The sequence below is a fragment of the uncultured Roseibium sp. genome (assembly GCF_947499295.1).
Lineage (GTDB): Bacteria > Pseudomonadota > Alphaproteobacteria > Rhizobiales > Stappiaceae > Roseibium.
In genome coordinates this window covers 73,941-94,618 of record NZ_CANMNP010000016.1, presented here as the reverse complement: position 1 = coordinate 94,618, position 20,678 = coordinate 73,941, and the positions used below count along the sequence as shown (strand labels likewise).

Below are 20,678 nucleotides of genomic sequence, written 5' to 3'. Positions count from 1 at the left end.
AAAGGGGCAGGCGGCGGCTTCGTAAACCAAGGAGATGCGCCTTTGCCATTTTATCACCTTTACGAGTTGAACCACGCGGCGATGGCACCGTGGCGTGCGGTCGCCGACATGACACGGCTCTATTTTCAGAACCCGCTCAATCCGTTGACGCACACCAGTTACGGGCGCCAGATTGCTGCTGGGTGTGAGGTTCTGGAACGCACAACTCGTCGATATGGAAAACCCGATTTCGGCCTGAAGGAAACCAGTGTTGGTGGCGTCAGGGTTCCAGTGCGCGAGAACATTGTCTGGAGCCGCCCGTTCTGCGATCTCATTCATTTTGAACGGGGCGTAACGTCCCATCGGAATGATCCGAAGGTGCTGATTGTTGCGCCAATGTCCGGGCACTATGCGACGCTTCTGCGTGGCACTGTCGAAGCAATGATGCCGAATGCAGATGTCTTCATCACCGACTGGATCGATGCCCGTATGGTGCCTGTGCAAGAGGGCAAGTTCGATCTGGACGATTATATCGACTACATAATTTCGATCCTGCATTTCCTTGGACCCGATGCACATGTTCTGGGCGTCTGTCAGCCATCTGTTCCGGTGCTGGCCGCGGTTGCGGTCATGGAAGATCGAGAGGATCCCTATATCCCATCAACCATGACACTGATGGGTGGCCCAATCGATACGCGGGTGGCACCGACGGCTGTGAACGATCTGGCGGTCGCCAAAGGTCTTGATTGGTTCAAGAAAAACGTCGTGATGAAGGTGCCCTTCCCGCATCCGGGATTCATGCGCGACGTCTATCCGGGATTTCTTCAGCTGTCAGGTTTCATGAGCATGAACCTCGATCGGCATCTCACAGCCCATCGAGAGTTTTTCCAGCATCTGGTCGAAGGTGATGGTGACAGCGCGGAAAAACACCGGGAGTTTTATGATGAATATCTTGCGGTCATGGATTTGACGGCAGAATTCTATCTTCAGACCGTCGAAACCGTTTTCATTGAGCACGCACTGCCGAACGGAACCATGACGCATAACGGCCGACTGGTCGATTGCAGCAAGATCACGCGGACAGCCCTTCTTACGGTAGAAGGCGAGAAAGACGATATCACCGGACGCGGTCAGACCCGTGCGGCTCATGACCTATGCGTAAGTTTGCCGGATTCCATGAAAGCGCATTACGAGCAACCCAATGTGGGCCACTATGGTGTCTTCAATGGTTCACGATGGCGTTCGGAGATCGCGCCGCGGGTTATGGATTTCATCCGCTCAAACAGGAACGGGCAGCAGGCGCCGAAACAGAAGCCGATCAAGAAAGCGACTTCGCCTGCACCGCCGAAACCCAAGAAGACCGCTGGCAAAAAAGCTGGTCCGCTGGAAGAAATCCTGTTGACCAAGCCAGATGGAGTTGCGGACAACTTGAAAGAAATCACAGGGGTTGGCCCCAAGCTGGAATCGGCACTAAATGAGGCAGGTATCTTTCACTTTTGGCAAATCGCCTCGTTGACCAAAGAGCAGATCCTAGCCTTGGATGGCAAACTTGACTTTCGAGGCCGGATTGCACGTGACAATTGGATCAAACAAGCCAAGCAGTTGTCTGAAGCTGTCGGCTGATTGAACTGTTTCAGGCGTCTTCAAGACGCCTGAAACTTGTCTCTAAAAGTCCAGTATTTTCTGACTTGCTGATAGCTGTGGTTGATTCCACCCATTTTGACCAATACAAGACCGGTCATGAAGCGAGGCCGGAGGTTCCCCAAGTGCTGAATATTTTCATTGGTTACGATCCGCGTGAGGCGGTCGCTTATCATGTTTGTGCCAACAGTCTCACACGGCAGTCCAGCGATGTTCTGGCAATCACGCCTCTGTCGCTGCACAACCTGAAAACCTACAACGAAACGCACACGGACGGCTCGAACCATTTCATCTACACCCGGTTTCTCATTCCAAACCTGATGAACTACAACGGCTGGGCGTTGTTCATGGATGGGGATATGATTGTCCGGGATGACATCGCCAAATTGTTCGCGCTACGCGACGAGAGCAAGGCCGTCATGTGTGTGCATCATGACTACAAGACCAAGCAAACAACAAAATACCTTGGATCGAAAAACGAGAATTACCCTCGCAAGAACTGGTCTTCTGTCGTTCTTTGGAATTGTGGGCACCCGGCCAACCGGGCCGTGACGCCGGACTTCGTCATGAATGCAACCGGTGCACAGCTTCATCGCTTCACCTGGCTTGAAGATGACCTGATTGGCGAGTTGCCGATCGAATGGAACTGGCTGCCCGACGAACTGGGTCCGAACCCGGATGCGAAACTGCTCCACTTCACTCTTGGAACACCGTGTTTTCATGAATATGCCAACGCGCCAATGGCGGGTGAATGGCATCGGGAAAAGCTGTTGGCAAACTATTCCGCCCAACATGTGATCGATGGTCCTTTTGAAGACTAGATCAAATTAACCCCAATCATTTGAGTATCTTAAGCCCGATCCTCTGCAACGGTGACCGGGTTTTCTGTTGTCTTTTGACCTGTGTTGAACATCACAAATCCTTGAAGCGTGCGACGACAATCCCCACCTGTTGATCGTGGATGTCTTAAATGGATAGGATGATGACGACGACCAAAAGTTGCATGATCAAACCTGCCTGGACGCCTGCAACCATCGGCCTGATGGTTCTGGGGTTCGTGGTTTTCTGGCCACTTGGCCTGGCTATGCTCGCCTATATTCTCTGGGGCGATCGCTTCGAGGGAATGTTCCGCGATGCGAAAGATCAATGGCGGGGGAGTCCGCTAAAGGGAGCATTTGATCAAATGTCAAACTCGACTGGCGCCGCGCGCACCGGAAATGTTGCGTTCGATGACTACCGCGAAGCTGAGCTGAAACGGCTGGAAGAAGAACGCGCCAAACTCGATGAGATGCGTGCTGAATTCGACAATTTCCTTCGTGAGTTGCGTCGGGCACGTGATCAGGAAGAATTCGACCGCTTCATGGCCAACCGGGGACGGAACACCGGCGGCGCGGAACCCGCACCGTTGTAAGTCTTTCCTCCCAGACCCACCTCCGGGCGGCCTGACCGAAAGCGGCGCTTTTTTGAAGCGCCGCTTTCGTCGTTTCTGTGCCTGGTTCGGTCAGTCCTGTTTATCAATCAGATACCATCGCCGCGCTAAAACGGCTGCGTTTCTTGCGAGAATTGCTTGCAAAAACGTCTTAAGATCGAAGCCTATGATTCGCCGGATACACGTACAGCATGTTTTCACGCCTCGGTAAAAAGCGCCTGCCGGAACACATCGATATTCAGACAGAAACGAGCGAAGTGCGCATTCGTTTGCGTGCCAATCCGAGGGCTCAACGATATCTGCTTCGGCTTCCGGCTGACAGTTCAGGACCTGTTCTCACGGTTCCGGGAGGCGGCAATCTCGCTCGTGCGGAGCATTTCGCAAGACAGCACATCGATTGGCTGGTCGCACGGCTTCAGGACCGGCCGGATCATGTTGCTTTTCAAACTGGCGATATTCTGCCATTGCGCGGAGAGGACCATGTCATTGTGTCGACCGGCAAATTGCGAGGTTTGGTGTCGGTCGGTGCAACGGAAGATGCGTTCCCTGCTCTCTTTGTGCCGGGCGCGGAGGACCACATTCCACGAAAGGTCACGACCTGGCTGAAGGCGCAGGCGCGTGCCGACTTGACAGATCGGGCAAGGATTCACGCGGCGGCAATTGATGAGAAGATCGCGGCAATCAGTATTCGCGATACCAAGAGCCGTTGGGGTTCTTGCGCGTCCAATGGGCGACTTTCCTTTTCATGGCGTCTGATATTGGCACCCCCCGACATCCTGGACTATGTCGCAGCGCACGAAGTGGCACACTTGCGCGAAATGAATCACTCGACCCGATTTTGGCGTTTGTGTGAGCGCTTGGCCCCTCAAACGCCGCGCGCCAGAGTATGGTTGAAAGAAAACGGGCTTCACCTTCACGGGTTCGGTTAATTTGCCAATTGCAAAATCCAGAGAATATGTTTCGCTTTCCCGGGCTTAATTGGGAGGCGATGCATGTTTTATCTGAAGTTTTTGTGGGCCAAAGTTTTGAGCCTGGCTGTGCTGGTTGGACTTGTCACAGCTATTTCAGGCGAAGCGTTTGCCGACAGCTGCTGGAATCACAACGGATCCCTCATGCGATTGCAAGCGCAGGGCAATCAACGATGGTTGTCTTATGAAGTTCCAAGAAATGTTCTGCGCAATGCAGGTGTCCAGCGTGGAACTCTGCTATTCAGCGGCGTGAAGAATGGCAATTGGTACTCTGGGACAGCGCGCGTATTCTCAAAGTTCTGCCCTGGTTCGCCTCTGGAGTATTTCGTCGAGGGTCCAGTCCGTGGGGACCAGTTGCAGGTGACAGTGACGGGAACACGCGAAGTCTTTAATCGGTGCCGTCCGACGGGACAGTACACCACTGACACGCTGGTCTTTACCTACAGCCACCAGTGCTGATGAAAGCGCATTGCGGTTTTAAACGAACCCAGCTGAACTGAGTTTTCAAAGACGCCGTTAGCCGCCGCCAAAAAGGTTGCGCAAAAGGTTCAAAGGCCCGCGGCGTTCACCTGGCTCTGGGTCACCGCCTATCGGTGCTGGCGGTATGGGTTCGCTGCCTGATCCAACGGTCGCATCAGATACAGGCTTTCGAGGTGCCGACACGCTTGCCGGCAGGTTTGGAACACCTGGCAGGTCTGCAACAGGCAGGCCATCATGCGACTTGTCCATGACCTCTTTCCAGACAATTGCAGGCAAACTGCCGCCGGTCGCTTTCTTGGTTGGTGAATTGTTGTCGTTTCCGAACCAAACGGCTGTGGTGAGGTTGCCGGTGTAACCGATGAACCAGGCGTCGCGGAAATCCTGGCTGGTGCCGGTTTTCCCTCCTGCCGGCCGCCCGCTGTCCAGTCTGGCCTTACGGCCGGTTCCCGTCATCAGAGTTTCCGCCATCATGAGGTTCATGTTGCCAACGGCACCGCGCGCCACGACGCGCCCGCGGCCATCACCGGAACGCGAATAAAGGGTTTTGCCGTCCACCGTCCGGATGCGGCGAATTATATGCGGCAGGACGCCATATCCGCCGTTGGAAAACGGCACGTAGGCAGATGCAATTTCCAGCGGGGTCACTTCAGAAGTTCCAAGGGACAGGGACAGGTTTTTCTTCATGTCTGAAGTGATACCGAGCCGCTGCGCAGTGCTTGCGACAGTTCCGACGCCGACTTCATATGCCAATTGTGCGGCAACGGTGTTGAGCGAGAGGCTGAGCGAACGTGTCAGTGTTACTGCGCCATAGTGTTGTTTGGTGTAGTTTTTCGGGGACCAGCCACCAATTGTGATCGGCTTGTCCTGGCGCACAGATTGTGGAGTCAACCCGTTTTCGAGCGCGGCCAGGTAGACAAACGGCTTGAAGGCCGAACCCGGTTGGCGCTTGGCATAAACGGCACGGTTGAACTGGCTCTTTGAATAGTCTGCACCCCCTACCATGGCCTTCACCGCACCTGCCGTATCAAGGGTGACTATAGCGCCCTGACTGACGCCGAGTGTCTGCCGGTTTTCTTCAAGTGCTGAGCGAAGCGCTGTTTCGGCAGCACTCTGCATGGCCGGGTCAATGGTCGTGTCAACGATGATGTCTTTCTCAATGGAGCCGACGAAATGCGGCAGAACGTCCATCACCCAATCAGCTGCGTAGTTCTCGCTGGCGGTGGTATAGCGCCTGACGACCTGTGCCGGCGCCGCTAGAGCATTCTTTGCCTCACCTGCGGTAATGTATCCTTCTTCATGCATGGCGGCGAGAACAAGCTGGGCACGGTCTTCGGCAAGATCTGGATTTCGTGCAGGCGAATAGCGGGATGGTGCTTTGAGAAGCCCGGCAATGGTGGCCGCCTCGGGAATGGTGAGCAACCGAGCGGACTTGCCGAAGTAGCGTCGTGCAGCGGCATCCACGCCGTAGGCTCCCGAGCCGAGATAAACCCGGTTGAGATACATCTCCAGGATCTCATCCTTGGAGTATTCAGCCTCCAGCCAGAAGGCCAGCACCAGTTCCTGGATTTTTCGTTTGATGGTTCGATCGGGTTCCAGAAAAAGGTTTTTGGCAAGCTGCTGGGTGAGTGTTGACCCGCCCTGTGTCAATCGACCTGCAGTGACGTTGGTATAAAGCGCGCGCGCAAGTCCGATGGGGTCGACGCCAATGTGAGATCGGTAGCGCCGGTCTTCAATGGCTATGACGGCATTTGGAAGGTAAGGCGGCAACTGTTCGAGGCGCACGGCTTCGCCGCCCGTGTCGCCACGATTGGCGATCAGGCCGCCGTTTGACGCAACGATCTTGACATTGGGTGGGCGGGCCGGAACCTGCCACTCGGAGGTTGGCGGCAGAAAGGCCGCATAGTAACCGATAATGCAAACAACGGCGATTGAGCCCCAGATCCCTAGAACCATACTCCAATAAAGGCCGCGTTTGAGCAGGCGTCCAAACGCAGTGCGTGCCTGAAAACGATTTTTGCGTTTTTGGCTTCGCCTCTTGGAACCCGACCGTCCGCTTCGCCGAGATGTTGTGCTTTTTTTTGGCTGTCCGCGCCGTGATGGGGAGGATTTCTTTGCGGCGGGCTTTTTGCTGCTGTTAGTCTTTGAGGACTTTCGGCCTTTGGTTTTGCTTGTTTTCTTTCCTGAAGGCGCAGAAGAACGGTCCTGCGGCCCAAGACGCAGGTCGAGCAGACTGCTGCCCGTTTCTCCAAATGTCGGTTCAATCCGCGGCTGGCGTTTCGCCCGTGTCGCCATAGATCATCCGTCCCGTACTTACCGGTCCAGACGGGTCTCTACCCGTCAGACGCGCCGGCTCCCGGAGATGATCCTAGAATGGGCAATTTAAGGGGGCGTTAAGACTTGCTTGGCGGTTCCAAAAAACCGGCTGAGCATCTCAGCCGGTCACGCGCGGTCACAAGGTTTGTCAAATTCAGCTGGAATATCGGCTGGCATCTGCACCGTAGTAGTTCACGTAGCGTGTGTTCAATTCGGAAACGGGCATGATGATCAAAACGTCGGTGGTGCCGAACTGGGGGTCGATGACGGCGCCATCGCCTATGAAAGCTCCAAGACGCAGGTAGCCTTTGACCAGTGGTGGCAGCGTGCGAAGAGCCTGTTTGGAATTGACCTGGTCCGACGGCAGCCTGTTCATTTCAATGTAACGGTGCTCAACGGCCCGAACGCGCCATTTCTCAGGCGCACGTGCGTTGTGGTGCAAGAAGGACAATTGGCCGGCAAGCGCGTCCGGATCTGTACCTTCGATCGACGCACAACCAAGCATGACGTCAATCTTGTAACGAAGGACATAGGCCCAGATGCCGTGCCAAAGCAGCTCGACGGTTTTTTTGTTTCTATAAGGCTGCAAGACACAAGACCGTCCAAGTTCCATGAACCTTTTGCCCGGGTTGGCATCAATCAAGGCCTGGATGTCATACTCGGCAGCTGTATAAAACCCGGCATGCTGATCAGCAATTTCCTGCCGGAGGATCCTGTATGTTCCGACGATTTCCGGTTTCAGGCGTCCAAGCTTGTTTCGCTTCATCGAGGCGTGGTCGACCACCAGCAAATGATCGCAATAGGCATCAAATGGATCAGCATCGCGCCGTGTGGCCAAGGTGTTCGCATCGGCGATCGCCGACATTTCCTCGTAAAACACCTGATAGCGCAGGTGTTGGGCCTTTTTGACTTCCTTGAAATTGCGCGCCATACGCACTTCCAAAGAACCGATTCTACCCAGCGTTTCTCCGGTTTTTGCTGGCATACGCTGAGAGGTTGCGCGCGCTGGAACCACGCTGATTGGTGCGCCTGGGCGCATTCCTGGAGTGAACTTCCTCACCAGTTTTCTGGGAGAAAAAAGCCCTTGCCGCATTATGGACATTCCACCCTCGCGATTTCCTCTCAAGCGCACTACGTCCGGTTTTACAGTTTGGCGGCTGTTTCACCAATCGTATTGCCTTTGCCGGAATGCCAATTCCGGTGTCAGGTTATGTGCTTCGAAGCTGCCGTAGACCATAGTTTTCCGACAGCTGGATGACACGTGTGTATTTACTTTGTTTTGATCAAGGGCAAGCTTAGCCGAATAGGGTGAAATTGTGAAATTTGGCAAGCCCTGGTTCATGTTCTCTTGATGAGGCGGCCGGCGGGTATTTCCTCGCTCTGCTGTCAATTGCGGGTGATCTCAGAAAGAGCATCAAAAATCGCATCCACCGACAGTGGTTTGGTTAGGTATCCGGCAGCGCCGACGTCCTTTGCTTTGTCTCTGGCGTCTTTCATCACGTCGGCCGTAACGATCAGTACAGGGACTGGTGTTCTGCCTGCTGCCTTCTCGTCCTCGCGAATTTTGTCGATTGCCTGAAACCCATCAAGGCCTGGCATATGCAGATCCATCAAGATGGCGTCAAAGGAGCCGTGTGCTGCTGCTTCCACGGCTTCTTCGCCGTCGTTGACCATTATGGGGACATGGCCGAGCTTGCGAAGCAGCGCTTCGCTTAAAAGTCGATTGATATCGTTGTCTTCAGCCACCAGAAGACGCAATGGTCTTGCCGGTATAGCAGCGCGATTTGCCAGCAGTCCGTTATTGGCCGGTTCTGCACTGACATCCCAGGCGCTCTCAATACCGGTGCCTTCCAGAAGACCAGAAAAAATCTGGGCGACTGTCTCAATACGGGCAGGCCGGATCAGATAAGCGGCATATCCTGCTGCGCGCAGGTGCTCGAGGCGATCCCGTTCGGGTGGAGCGATCATCACTATGGCAGGCGCCTCGCATCCCGCCAGCCGCGCCGTAGCAAGCCAGCCGCCGCTGTCTGAAAGGGCTGCATTGTCGACTACCAGCAGATCTGCAGATGCGAGCCTGTCTTCAAGCGCATAGTCGCCGGGTGCGAGAACTGCAACATCAGCGCCGTGCTGATCGAGGCGTTTGGCGAGCAACGGGCCTTCGACAACACTGTTGCTGACGAACACGATATTGCGCCCGTCCAAGGCGGTAAACCGGGGATCGGACCCGCACTCCAAACTTTCGGGAATTGGCAATTTGACGCAAAAGGCAGCGCCGCCGTCGGCATTCGGTCCGGCAGAAATGGATCCACCCATCAGACCCGCTAGTTTTTGCGCAATGGCAAGACCGAGACCTGTGCCACCGAATTTTCGGGCGGGGCCGTGATCAACCTGTTCGAATTCGCGAAAGAGGCGTTCAGCCTCTGCTTCGTCAAAACCGATACCCGTATCGCGAACTTCGATATCCAGAAAACTGCCGCCAGCCGGATTCGGTCGCCCAGAAATGTCCACGGCGACGCCGCCCTGATCCGTGAATTTGACGCCATTGCCTATCAGATTGAACAGGATTTGCCGGACACGGGTGGCATCGATTGTTACTTCGGCTGGTAGATCTGCTGCCACAATTGCCCCGATTTCGAGGTTTTTGGCATGTGCCTTGGGCGCAAGAAGTTCAACAACGCTCTCAGCCAAAGTGCCAAGTGGTGTTGGGGCCGCATGAATGTCCAGTTTGCCGGCTTCAACCTTGGAGAAGTCAAGCACTTCATCAATCAGCAGGAGCAGGGTTTCACCGGACGTTTCGAGCGCTTCGATATAGGCATGCTGCTCTTTTGTAAGACGCGTGTCGCGCAATAGGGCTGCCATGCCCAAAACGCCGTTCAAAGGCGTTCGGATCTCATGACTCACCGTTGCCAGAAACCTGGATTTGGCCTCGTTGGAGTTTTCAGCTGAGTGCCGGGCTGCCAACAAGTCCTCTTCGATCAAGCGGCGTTCCGTTACGTCTCGTAAAACGGTCTGAACAAGCTGACGATCTGTCGACGAATCGCGCACCGGGATGTCTATTCGCGAAAACCAGCGCTTGCCTTGCAACGTTTCAATGTGAAGATCCTCAAAGCCCATACCGCCCATTCTTGCGGCATTCTCGTGGGGGTATTTCTCATCGGTCACCGTGGCTTCAACAAGTGGAAATTGCAACGCGTTGCCAGTTTGCAAACTATGGTTTGAGCCGAAGACATCGTCGGCTGCTGAATTCACATATGTTACCAAACCGGCCTGATCGCGCCGGATCACTACATCGCCGAGTGTCGCCAATATACTGGCATGCCGCTCGTCGGATTCTCCTAACTCCCATGCCCGGTCTTCAAGTTCCTCGCAGCGAGCCATGAGCCTGCGGATCTTGTCGTCCTTGACCTGAATTGCGGCAACCGACCGGTGCATGTCGTCAGCCAGCAGGCGCCACACAGCCAGACCTCCAGCGAAAAATGCCAGTCCAACGCCTAAAAAGCGGTTCATTCCATCTGCTGACACCAGAAGGAAACCTGCGGTGAGCCCCACCACCAAAGCGACCACGGCCAGGCGTTGCAATGATTTGGCCGGCGGCGACACAGGCCGGTCAGTGGCACGGCGGCCAGGGCCGACATCGGGCCCGAGCTCGTTTGCATCGGTTGCCCGAGAACGTCTTTCTGTCGAAGAAGCGGTTGCGGAACCCTGCGAAGGCTGCGCGGTCTCGCCGCGACCTCTTTCGTTCTGAGTGTTTTTACCGCCGACTTCTGTATCTGCGGCGCGGTCACTGTTTCGGTTGGCCAAGTTCAAACTCTCATCAAGACCCCAAGTGATGAGAGAGTGCCGCTTAATCTTTGAGAAACCGTTTCACTGATCGTTCAAACATATGCGAAATCAGGCATCAGCCGGCTTGAACCAGGCTTTCAGATAGTCTTTTGCGTTTGGTTGTGGCTGCATCATTGACTGTTGCCAGGCGTTCCGTTCGAAATGAATCAAATCGAGTTCCCAAACGCATCCGAGCACATGAGCACGGATGCCCGAAATTGGGTCGACGCCGTTAAATGGAACTCGCACGTGATCATGACACAATACGCATCCCTGAACCCACCAGAAGGATGATAGTGTCAGCCCTTCAGTTCCTTTGTGTATCAGGGCAAAACCAAGATAATTTTCACCTTCTGTAGTGGAAATATCGGCCAGACGTGAAGCAAAAACGCCGCGTGCGCGGTCAAGTTCCTCATCGATTAAAGAGTTGTCGTCAACACAAAGCACGTATGTTTTCAGGTTAAAGGCGGCAAAGGGCATCGTACCCAGAACAGACACAGTCCGTTCCGGGTAACGCTGAAGATCGATTGTTTGAATAGATTTCTGCATGAATTCAGCCTGCTTGGAGTGTGCTGAACCCTAACAGGATCTAGTGCACTTCGAGAAAACCTATGATTTTTCTCACGTCCTTCAGGACCGGCTCAGCAATGGCAGATGCCTTTTCCGCACCGTCTTTCAAAACGGCATCGATCTGGGTCTTGTCTTCCATCAACCGGCGCATTTCGTCTGTCATGGGCGACAGTTTTGCGACGGCAAGATCGGACAGAGCCGGTTTGAAGGCCGAAAATTGCTGACCGCCAAATTCTCGCAACACGTCTTCCTTGCTGGTCCCGCCGAGTGCCGCATAGATACCTACAAGATTGTCTGCTTCGGGCCGGCCATCGAGACCGTCTGTCTCGCTGGGAAGTGCATCAGGGTCGGTCTTGGCTTTCTTGACCTTCTTGGCGATCAGATCCGCATCGTCAGTCAGGTTGATCCGTGACAGATCCGAAGGGTCGGATTTGGACATCTTCTTGGTGCCATCACGCAAAGACATGATCCGGGTCGCCGGACCGGCGATCATTGGCTCTGTCAGAGGAAAATAAAGCTGTTCCGGCAATTCAGGGGAAGGCGTCGGGTTCGGTACACCGACGCCCAGTTCCTTGATCCTGTCGCCAAAGTCATTGTTGAATTTGGCAGCAATGTCGCGTGTCAATTCAAGGTGCTGTTTCTGGTCATCGCCAACCGGTACGTGGGTTGCCCGGTAGGCCAGAATGTCGGCAGCCATCAAATTTGGATAGGCGAACAGGCCAACGGAAGCGTTTTCCTTGTTTTTGCCGGCCTTTTCCTTGAACTGGGTCATGCGGTTGAGCCAGCCCATCCGCGCCACGCAATTGAAGATCCACGCGAGCTCCATATGTTCGCGGACCTGGGATTGATTGAAGATGATCGACTTTTTCGGATCAATACCAGCCGCCATATAGGCTGCGGTCACTTCCCGAGTCGCATCGGTCATTTCCTGGGGGTTTGGAAAACCGGCAGTGATCGCATGAGCGTCGACAACACAGAAGATCGTCGGCATTTGGTCCTGTAGCGGGACCCAACGCGAAACCGCGCCAAGATAATTTCCTAGATGGAGGTTGCCGGTTGGCTGAACGCCTGAAAATACACGGGGCTGGAACTCCGCCATGATCAATCCCTTTTATTAGTGCGGCCGGTTGGAAGGGCGCTGTGAACATTTGGGCGCGCCGGGTTTAAGCCCGCAAATGCCTCGATGCAAGCTGGAATGATCAAGTTGTGGCGTTTCGCGGCTAGGTGTTGCGCCTTCTCAACGCTTTGGCCATGCCTAGAAGGTCGGCACCGCCGCTCAGCTGGGCGATAAGCGCGAATGTCACTACCCCGACAAGAACGAGAAGACCCAGACTTGCGGCACGTACAAGGAGCCAGCCGTCGCTGAGATACGGCGCCAGGAAAATGGCGGTGAAATGAACACTCACGCCCATCACGGCGCTTGCCATCAGCACAAGCAACAGGCGCCGTAGCAGTGAAAAATCGGGCTTGAAGTGACCGCGTTTCCAAAGAACAGCGATCAACAGGGCCGTGTTGACCCACCCTGCCAATGTTGTGGCCAGAGCGATGCCGACATGCATGAGCCAGGGAAAGAGCACGATCGACAAAATCACGTTTACGACCATCCCGACCACAGCAAATTTCATCGGTGTTTTTGTGTCTTCGCGGGCAAAGTAGCCGGGTGAAAAAACCTTGTTGAGAACAAAGGCAGGTAGCCCAAAGGAAAAAGCCATAAGCGCTGCCGCAGTTCCGTCCACCGCTTGCGCATCGAACCGGACCCGTTGAAACAACACGGAAACGATTTCATGTGGCACGACAGCCAGGGCAACAGCAGCAGGCAAGGTGAGTACCAGCGAGAATTCAAGTGCGCGGTTCAGACTGTGCTGGTAAGCGGCGGTTTCGCCGGCCCGCAATTGTCGTGTCAGGCTTGGCAGGAGCACGACGCCGATTGCAATTCCGATCACGCCAAGCGGCAGTTGGTAGAGGCGATCCGCGAAATAAAGTAGCGCATTGGCGCCTTCCTGCATGGACGCGATGATCTGCCCGACGGCAATGTTGATCTGCGTGACACCACCGGCAATGACGCCCGGAATTCCGAGTGCCAGCAGGCGTTTGGCCGATTTGGTATAGCGTGGGCGAAAAACCGGAATGCGGAAGCCGAGCCGTTTCAGATCAATGATCACGACCAGAAGCTGTACAATGCCGCCAACGGTCACGCCGATCGCGAGAATGGTTCCGAGCGTCATGTTGTCGTCGACACCGGTTAGGAGAACGATGCCCAACACGAGGCTCATGACAACGTTGAGCATCACAGGTGCGAAAGCCGCGGCGGCAAAGCGGTGATAAGTGTTCAAAATGCCGCCAATGAACGCAAGCAGGGACATGAAAATGAGATAGGGAAAGGCGATTCTGGCCATAAGAACGGTCAGGTCGTATTTCTCAGGATCTGCCACGAAACCGGGTGCCAAGGCCCAGACAACAAAGGGCATGAAGATTTGCGCCAGTGCCGTCAGGACAAGCAGGCAAAGCAGTAGCGCTGCACCGATTTCACCGGCAAACTGCCTTGCTCCCTGGTCACCTTCTTCTTCCACTTTTCTGCCGAACAGTGGAATAAAAGCGGAATTGAACGCACCTTCGGCGAACAATCGCCGGAACAAATTCGGCAGCCGGAATGCCACCACGAAGGCGTCTGCGACAGGTCCGGCCCCCACAGCTGCGGCAAGCAGCACATCGCGCACAAATCCAAGCAGGCGGCTGAGAAGCGTCGCGCCGCCGACTGTAGCGAAATTGCGGACAAGGCTCATGCCGGGTTGGTTCCTGTGTTAAGGCAGCACAAGTCAGGAGGCCTGTCGCTGGACTTTGCGCGCAACCGGCGCGGCGGGGTCCAATTCGACCTCACCTTCAACTGCATTGGCAAGCCGCTCGCCAATAATGTCCTGACGGCCAATATTGGCAATCTTCTGACCGGTCAGATCGGTCACATAAAAAACGTCGACGGCCTTCTCGCCGAACGTCGAAATGTGAGCAGAACCGATGTTGAGATTGAGTGTGGCAATGCTCCGTGTCAGGTCATAGAGCAGGCCGGGCCGGTCAAGACCGGATATTTCCAGCACGGTATAGTCATCTGACAGGGCATTGTTCACCAGCACTTCCGTTGCAACCTTGAAGGCTTTGACGCGCCCTTTCATGGAGCCCTTTTTGGACACGGGCTCCGGCAAACGCTCATCTCCGCGCAGGGTCTTCAGAATAAGCGCGGTAATCCGTTCGCCTCGGCGGCGCTCATCCTCATCGTCCGGCAATTCCCGGCCGATGAAAATCGTATCAAGAGCAAATCCGTCGGTCGTGGTGTCGATCTGCGCATCAACAATGTTGGCGCCGGTCGAAAAACATGCTCCTGCGATGGTCGACAGGAATCGCGGATGGTCGGGCGCCATGATGTTCAGTTCCGTCACGCCTTCAAAGGCGCGCGGGATCACCTGGAAGGCCAGCTGTTTGCCTTCCTTGTCAGCCTGATGAAGCAGCTCTGCGTGTGTGACCAGCCGATCCGGCTCGGTACGCAGCCAATAAGCCGGATAGTGCCGGTCGAGATACGCTTTCCTGTCCTTTGCCGGCCAGTGTCCCAGTTTTTTACTGAGGCCTTCCTTGGCTTCGGCAATGGCCGCATTGTGCGACATCTTGGTGTGACCACCTGAAAGATGTGGTTCACTCGCATAGTAGAGTGTGCGCAACAGCTGACCCTTCCAGCCATTGAAAACCCCGGGGCCGACGGCGCGTATATCGGCAACGGTGAGGATCAGCAGCAGTTTCAATCGCTCAAGTGATTGAACCGTCTGTGCAAAGTCCTGAATTGTCTTCTGGTCTGAAAGGTCGCGAGACTGCGCAATTGTGCTCATGTCGAGATGGTGCTTGATCAGCCAGGCGACGGTCTCCGTTTCCGCATCATTCAAACCGAAGCGCGGGCAGATTTTTCGTGCAACCTTGGCGCCCGCGATGGAATGATCTTCCGGCCGTCCCTTGGCAATGTCGTGTAGGAACATGGCAACGAAAAGCACCTTGCGATTCTGCAGGGTTAAAATCAGATCAGTTGCAAGCGGGTGGTCGTCACCCGAATTGCCGCGCTCGATTTCCGCCAGAACGCCGATGGACCGGATCAGATGCTCATCCACGGTGTAGTGGTGATACATATTGAACTGCATCATCGCGACGACCTTGCCGAACTCCGGAACAAACCGGCCGAGCACGCCGGTTTCGTTCATCTTCCGCAAGGTTTTTTCCGGCTGATACCGGGAGGTCAGAACCGACAGGAAAAGCCTGTTCGCCTCGGGGTTGGTTCGCAGATCCTTGTCGACGAGTTTAAGGGACTGCCGGATCAGACGCGTTAGGCGAGGGTGAAAGTTGTAGTCGTGCTTGTCCGCGACCTGGAACACACGCAGAAAGTTGGTCGGGTCGCTTTCAAAGATCGTGTCGGCCGTCACATTGATGCGGTTGTTCTCCACCACGAAGCCCGGAGCGCCCTTGATGGGCGTTACCGTATTTGACTTTCGACCGCTGCGCAGGCGGCGCATCATACCGGTCAGTCCTTTGCCGCGCGGTTCCTTCACATGCTCTTCTTCCAGCGCCGCACAGATGATCCTGGTCAGATCACCCACGTCCTTCGCAACAAGGAAATAGTGCTTCATGAACCGCTCGACATCTTTCATGCCGGGATGCTGTGTGTAGCTCAACCGAATGGCAATTTCTCTTTGTACATCAAAGGAAAGCCTCTCCTCCGGCCTGCCGGTCAGGAAATGGAGGTGACAGCGCACAGCCCAAAGGAAATCTTCCGATTTTTTGAAACGGGCATATTCCGACCGGGTCAGGACGCCTTTCTTGACCAGCTCGGCCTGTCGCTCGACACGGTAGTGATACTTGGCGATCCAGAACAAGGTATTGAGGTCTCGCAGCCCTCCCTTGCCTTCCTTGATGTTTGGTTCAACCAGATATCGTGAGGTGCCCTGTCGCTGATGTCGCTCGTCCCGCTCTAAGAGTTTCGCAGCAATGAATTCCGAGCTGCTGCCATCGACGACTTCAGCATCGAACCTTTGTTCCATTTCGTCGTAGAGTGGCCTGTCGCCCCAGATGAACCGGGCTTCCAGAATAGCGGTCCGAATGGTCATGTCGGTCTTGGCGAGACGAATGCATTCGTCGATATTGCGGGTTGCATGTCCGACCTTGAAGCCAAGGTCCCAGAGCATATAGAGGATGTATTCCACCACTTGCTCGCCCCAGGGCGTCTGCTTGTAAGGCAGAATAAACAGCAGATCGATATCTGAGCCCGGTGCGAGCGTGCCGCGGCCATATCCGCCGACAGCGGCAATCGACATGCGTTCGGCAGCAGACGGGTTTTTGATCCGATAGACATGATGACGCGCGAAGTCGTAGATCACGCGGATAAGTTCGTCCTGGATGAACGACAGTCGCCCTGCACACAATATTCCGCCACCGTCTTCATTCAGGCGCTTCTGTGCTTCAGACCGAGCGGATTTGACCTGTGATTTCAGCTCTTTGAGAACTTCGGCCCGGATCTTCATGTCCGATCCGTCGCCGTCATGCTTTTCTGTCAGCGCGCTCAAACGGGTACGCAACGCGTCCGAGTCAATCAGTCCGGCAAGGTCTTCTTGAGAGAGTTTCATGCTGGTATGCAGGTCCGTTCAAAAAATGCGGGTGTCATTGTCGGTTGCCGGTTATATAGGGAACTCCGTCTAAGGACACGTAAATCCTGATCTGACGGACAGTCGGAAACCCGCCGCAGCACCCACGGCCATGGCCAGGAAAGTCGCGTTGCGGCGTGACACGTTCTGGCAGGGTCTGCGAAGCTAGATGTCGTCCTTCACGGCGGCGACGCGCAACTGATGCAGCAGTCCGTTCAGGGACTCTTCCGACAATCCGCCAATCTTCAAGGCGAGTTGGTTGGCAAGTTCGGTTGCCTTGGGGTCCATGCCTGCCGTGTCGATGGTTACGCGCGGGTCGGACAGCTCTGCAAGGCGTTGGATTTCTTCCGCTTCATCCCAAATCACATTGAAATAGGTAATGATCCGTTGCACTAGAAACCAGGTGGGCTTGCCACGCTTGCCGTGTTCAAGTGCGGAAAGATAGGCACTGGAAACAGAGAGTGCAGCGGCCATTTCTTTCAGCGACACACCCTGCTTTGTCCTCAGTTCCCGGATTTTTGCCCCAAGCGGTGTCACGATCTACCTTTTCTTCCGAATCCGGACATAAAGCGCCCCTGCTCCGCCATGGCTCGCATGCGCCTCTTCATAACCAAGGACGACGGGGCGCATGTCAGGCATGGACAGCCACTGTGGAACCATTCTGCGCAAAATCCCGCGCTCGTCCATATAGGCGCGCGAGTCTCCGCCACCTTTTCCCGTAATCACCAGAACAACTTTGTGGCGCCTGGCCTGTGCCTGATAGAGGAAGCCTAACAGTCTGTCATGTGCCTGGTTCTGGGTCAGCCCATGCAGGTCAATTCGGGCATCAATTGCCCTGACGCCACGAACGATTTTGCGCCGGAACCGGTGTTCAAGCTGGTGAAGCGGCATGGGAGCCTTGGCTTTTTGCTCCTCCGGGGGCGCTTTGATCGCCGTGGCTGTTTTGGGTGCCTTGACGGATTTGGCCGGGGTGTCTTTGACGGCGTCTGCAAGCTCGGCTTCCAGAACCTGGGCGCGCTCCGGATGAAGCGGGGTCAGGGTTTTGGCAACCTTGCCCCAAAGTTCACGATCTTCTGGGGAAAGCGCCCCCTTTTTGCCCCGCTTTCCCATGTGTCAGTCCGTTAGGGTGTTGGGTAGAAGCAAGACGAATTCTGCCTCGTGCCTGATGTCGCCGGCGACATCACCCGCAACCTGTCCCGATCCTGCAAAAATATCGCCTCGAACGGGTCCCTTGATTGCAGAGCCGCTGTCGTCGGCAACCATGAGGCGGGCGAAAGAGCGCGCCGGCGTTTCTGGGTCTTTGAAATCTGCGGAAACAAACACAAGCGCACCAAATGGAATATGTGACGGGTCGACCGCCAGGCTCCTGCCCGCACTCAAAGCGATACCTGCAGAACCGACAGGACCCTGTTCCGGCGCCGCACCCGTAACCTCCCGGAAAAAAATGTAGGAACGATTTTCCTTCAAGAGCGCATCCCGCCTATCCGGATTGACCTCCAGCCACGTGCGCAATCCGGACATGGTGAAGTCCTCCGGAGTTCCTTCTCCGCGCTTGACCAGCAAGCGAGCAACCCCCGTATAGGGATGCCCGGTCTTTCCTGCATAGCCGACACGCATGACAGAACCATCGTCCAGGCGCAGGCGTGCAGATCCTTGAACATGAACGAAAAATGCGTCGATCGGACTCTCCAGCCAGACCAGCTCGAGCGCTTCCCGGTCCAGAGCTCCGTCCATGATGGCACCGCGATCCGGCATTTCGGTCAAGACGCCGTTGTGGAGACGGCCATGGCTGAGACTAGAGGGCCAATCGTGCGGTCGATTTTCGGCCGAAACGGCTTCGAGGCCTGAAGGTTTTCTATGAAGCGGTGTTTGAAAGCCTGCTGTTTTCTGGCGAGACGCTCGAAGTTCAGGTTCGAAATAGCCCGTGACGAACCCCTTCCGAACGACCCGGTAAGGTGCGAAGTGGGTTTCAAGGAAGGTGCGCGCGGCCTTCGTCGTTTTCAGCGCGGCTTCGATTTCAGGGCAGTGCGCCTTGAACTCGTCAGTCTTCCAGACAAGGTCCGCGCTTGTGTTCTTCAGCAATTCTGGTTTGGAGCAAATACGCTGAAGGCTTGACAGCGCAGCCTGATGGTTGTCCGCCGCCCAGCCAGGCAAAGCGTCAAACGAGAGCCTCTCAAGGCGTTCAGAAAATTGCGGGGTCTGCGGCATTGCTGCGGCGGCTCCGACAAAGAAAAGCGGCACGGCCAAAGCCGCGCCCCTGCACCTGGCGAAGAGGCGGGACCCCGTCCAATGCCACGTCATTGCTATTCAGCGGATTCGGTCGCGACCAGCTTCCAGTTGGGATCGCGGGAGCTTGTGTCCCGTGCGAACGTCCAGATATCGACCACTTCGGAAACTTTCGCCGGATCGCCGTCGACGACTTCGCCGTCTTTGTCCCGCGTGGCGGAAATCATTTGGCTGTGGATCTTCACAGTCACCTGTGCTGTGGCATCTTTCAGCGCCGCTTCAACAATTTCGGCCTTGTCGATGCCAATGAAGGTCGAATCGACGGTTTCACCACGTTTCTCACGGTCGTCGATTGCAGCAACAAACCCCTCGTAGACTTCGCGCGAAAGAAGGTTCTTCAGCGCTTTCTTGTCGCCATCAGCGAATGCCATCACGATCATTTCGTAAGCTGCTCGTGCGCCTTCGAGGAACGGCTCGGGCTCGAAGCTGCGATCAACCGAAAGGATCTGCTTCAGGGCGCTGTTGAGCGCTGAGCCCTCGGGAGCGACCTTGTCGATGACGACGTCACCATCAGCAGAGGGTTGCTCCATCTGCTCAGGCTGCTGTTGGGTCTGGCCCGGCATCGGGATCACGTTATCCTGGTCGCCGCCATTAACCTGATCGCCCGGCTTTTGTTCCGGTTTCGAATATGGATCGAAAGGCGGACGTTCATTGCCGGTGCGTTTGCCAAGCACAGACCGCAGTCTGAACAGAATGAAAACCGCAAGTCCCATAAGGAGGAGGTTTAACGGGTCAAAAATCTCGTTCATCTTAGCTTCCGGTTACCCTTCTCAGGCCTTAGCGCCGCCCCTTGATGTTGAAAGGTGCACGCCGCCCCATACGCAAAGTCTGTTACTATCCTATTTAGGGGGTCCTTGAACCAGCATCCAGACCCAAGAGCAAGACTGAATTTGCGTAAAGTCGCTCTTTCCCATGTCAGTCTGCTCGCATTTTTAGCAACGAACGCCTAACTTATCCCAAACAAGCTTATCAGACGATGGAGGTCCCGTGGGACTTTATATCATTGCAGCCATTCTTCTGCTGCCCCTGATCGAGATCGCGGTCTTCATTTGGGTCGGCGGTTTGATCGGCGTGATTCCGACCATATTGCTGACTGTGATCACGGCACTTGCCGGCACCTTTATGCTGCGTCAGCAGGGGCTATCCCTGCTTATGCGCATGCAACAGGAGCTCGATGCGGGCCGCTCACCTGGCAACGAAGTGATGCAGGGCGCAATGATTGTTCTGGCCAGCATTTTCCTGCTGATTCCGGGTTTTGTCACGGATGCCATCGGTTTGTTGCTGTTCGTTCCGCCGGTGCGTGAGGCTCTTGCAAGGTTCATCATCTCGCGATCGAACGTTGTAATTGTCCAAAACGGCCAGACAGGCAGGACGTCCGGTGAAGGGGTTGTCGACCTGGACGCCGACGACTGGTCAGAAAAAGGCGACGGAACTGAAGGTGGGCCAACCGGCACCGGCCAACCCCGGATCAGTCCGTGGAAGGACGACTCGGACGACACAAAGCCCTGATAAACCTTAATC

Annotated in this window: 17 protein-coding genes; 6 read left to right on the top strand and 11 right to left on the bottom strand. The window is 55.4% G+C overall.

Translation table 11 applies throughout. The features are described from left to right. Positions 1–42: 42 nt before the first annotated feature. The 5 genes from phaZ (at position 43) to Q0835_RS22070 (ending at position 4,476) form a co-directional block, all read left to right on the top strand. On the top strand, positions 43–1,602 hold the full coding sequence (gene phaZ, locus Q0835_RS22090) for a polyhydroxyalkanoate depolymerase (protein WP_298964339.1): 1,560 nt from the start codon (positions 43–45) through the stop codon (positions 1,600–1,602). A 143-nt stretch (positions 1,603–1,745) separates the two neighbouring features. Continuing rightward, positions 1,746–2,441, top strand: coding sequence for a glycosyltransferase (locus Q0835_RS22085; RefSeq protein WP_298964336.1), 696 nt, complete (start codon positions 1,746–1,748; stop codon positions 2,439–2,441). Positions 2,442–2,602: 161 nt separating this feature from the next. Further along, on the top strand, positions 2,603–3,031 hold the full coding sequence (locus Q0835_RS22080; RefSeq protein ID WP_298816531.1) for a DUF2852 domain-containing protein: 429 nt from the start codon (positions 2,603–2,605) through the stop codon (positions 3,029–3,031). A gap of 209 nt (positions 3,032–3,240) precedes the next feature. Continuing rightward, positions 3,241–3,978, top strand: coding sequence for a SprT family zinc-dependent metalloprotease (locus Q0835_RS22075; RefSeq protein WP_298816529.1), 738 nt, complete (start codon positions 3,241–3,243; stop codon positions 3,976–3,978). Positions 3,979–4,041: 63 nt separating this feature from the next. Beyond that, positions 4,042–4,476 carry a hypothetical protein gene (locus Q0835_RS22070; protein ID WP_298964333.1) on the top strand — a complete coding sequence of 145 codons (435 nt, stop codon included), beginning with the start codon at positions 4,042–4,044 and terminating at the stop codon, positions 4,474–4,476. Between the two features lie 57 nt (positions 4,477–4,533). Here the strand turns inward: Q0835_RS22070 and Q0835_RS22065 are convergent, their stop codons facing one another. The 11 genes from Q0835_RS22065 to Q0835_RS22015 all read right to left on the bottom strand — a co-directional run bounded on the left by Q0835_RS22065 (position 4,534) and on the right by Q0835_RS22015 (position 19,906). Continuing rightward, positions 4,534–6,789 (bottom strand): transglycosylase domain-containing protein, encoded by a 2,256-nt coding sequence (locus tag Q0835_RS22065; RefSeq protein ID WP_298964331.1) that lies wholly within the window; start codon positions 6,787–6,789, stop codon positions 4,534–4,536. Between the two features lie 175 nt (positions 6,790–6,964). Beyond that, positions 6,965–7,795: a GNAT family N-acetyltransferase gene (locus tag Q0835_RS22060; RefSeq protein WP_298964483.1), complete on the bottom strand. Its 831-nt coding sequence runs from the start codon at positions 7,793–7,795 to the stop codon at positions 6,965–6,967. Between the two features lie 401 nt (positions 7,796–8,196). Beyond that, the gene (locus tag Q0835_RS22055; protein WP_298964329.1) at positions 8,197–10,611 is read right to left on the bottom strand and encodes a PAS domain-containing hybrid sensor histidine kinase/response regulator; all 2,415 of its coding nucleotides are present in this window, start codon (positions 10,609–10,611) and stop codon (positions 8,197–8,199) included. A 90-nt stretch (positions 10,612–10,701) separates the two neighbouring features. Further along, a complete protein-coding gene (locus Q0835_RS22050) occupies positions 10,702–11,181 on the bottom strand; it encodes a hypothetical protein (RefSeq protein ID WP_298964327.1) in 480 nt (159 codons plus the stop codon). 40 nt (positions 11,182–11,221) lie between these two features. Further along, the gene (trpS, locus tag Q0835_RS22045) at positions 11,222–12,301 is read right to left on the bottom strand and encodes a tryptophan--tRNA ligase (RefSeq protein ID WP_298964326.1); all 1,080 of its coding nucleotides are present in this window, start codon (positions 12,299–12,301) and stop codon (positions 11,222–11,224) included. Positions 12,302–12,422: 121 nt separating this feature from the next. Next, positions 12,423–13,985 (bottom strand): murein biosynthesis integral membrane protein MurJ, encoded by a 1,563-nt coding sequence (murJ, locus tag Q0835_RS22040; protein ID WP_298964324.1) that lies wholly within the window; start codon positions 13,983–13,985, stop codon positions 12,423–12,425. 33 nt (positions 13,986–14,018) lie between these two features. Next, positions 14,019–16,853 (bottom strand): [protein-PII] uridylyltransferase, encoded by a 2,835-nt coding sequence (locus Q0835_RS22035; protein WP_298964323.1) that lies wholly within the window; start codon positions 16,851–16,853, stop codon positions 14,019–14,021. A 183-nt stretch (positions 16,854–17,036) separates the two neighbouring features. Beyond that, positions 17,037–17,408, bottom strand: a complete 372-nt coding sequence (locus Q0835_RS22030) for a helix-turn-helix transcriptional regulator (RefSeq protein WP_152499120.1) — start codon at positions 17,406–17,408, stop codon at positions 17,037–17,039. Positions 17,409–17,411: 3 nt separating this feature from the next. After that, positions 17,412–17,981, bottom strand: a complete 570-nt coding sequence (locus Q0835_RS22025) for a Smr/MutS family protein (RefSeq protein ID WP_298964321.1) — start codon at positions 17,979–17,981, stop codon at positions 17,412–17,414. A gap of 3 nt (positions 17,982–17,984) precedes the next feature. After that, on the bottom strand, positions 17,985–19,112 hold the full coding sequence (locus tag Q0835_RS22020; RefSeq protein WP_298964481.1) for an MltA domain-containing protein: 1,128 nt from the start codon (positions 19,110–19,112) through the stop codon (positions 17,985–17,987). A 62-nt stretch (positions 19,113–19,174) separates the two neighbouring features. Further along, a complete protein-coding gene (locus Q0835_RS22015) occupies positions 19,175–19,906 on the bottom strand; it encodes a Tim44/TimA family putative adaptor protein (RefSeq protein WP_298812333.1) in 732 nt (243 codons plus the stop codon). Between the two features lie 238 nt (positions 19,907–20,144). On the opposite strand from Q0835_RS22015, the gene Q0835_RS22010 reads away from it, so the two are divergent. Next, entirely contained in the window at positions 20,145–20,666 is a 522-nt protein-coding gene (locus Q0835_RS22010) for an FxsA family protein (protein ID WP_298964318.1), read from the top strand. The last annotated feature ends 12 nt before the right edge of the window (positions 20,667–20,678 follow it).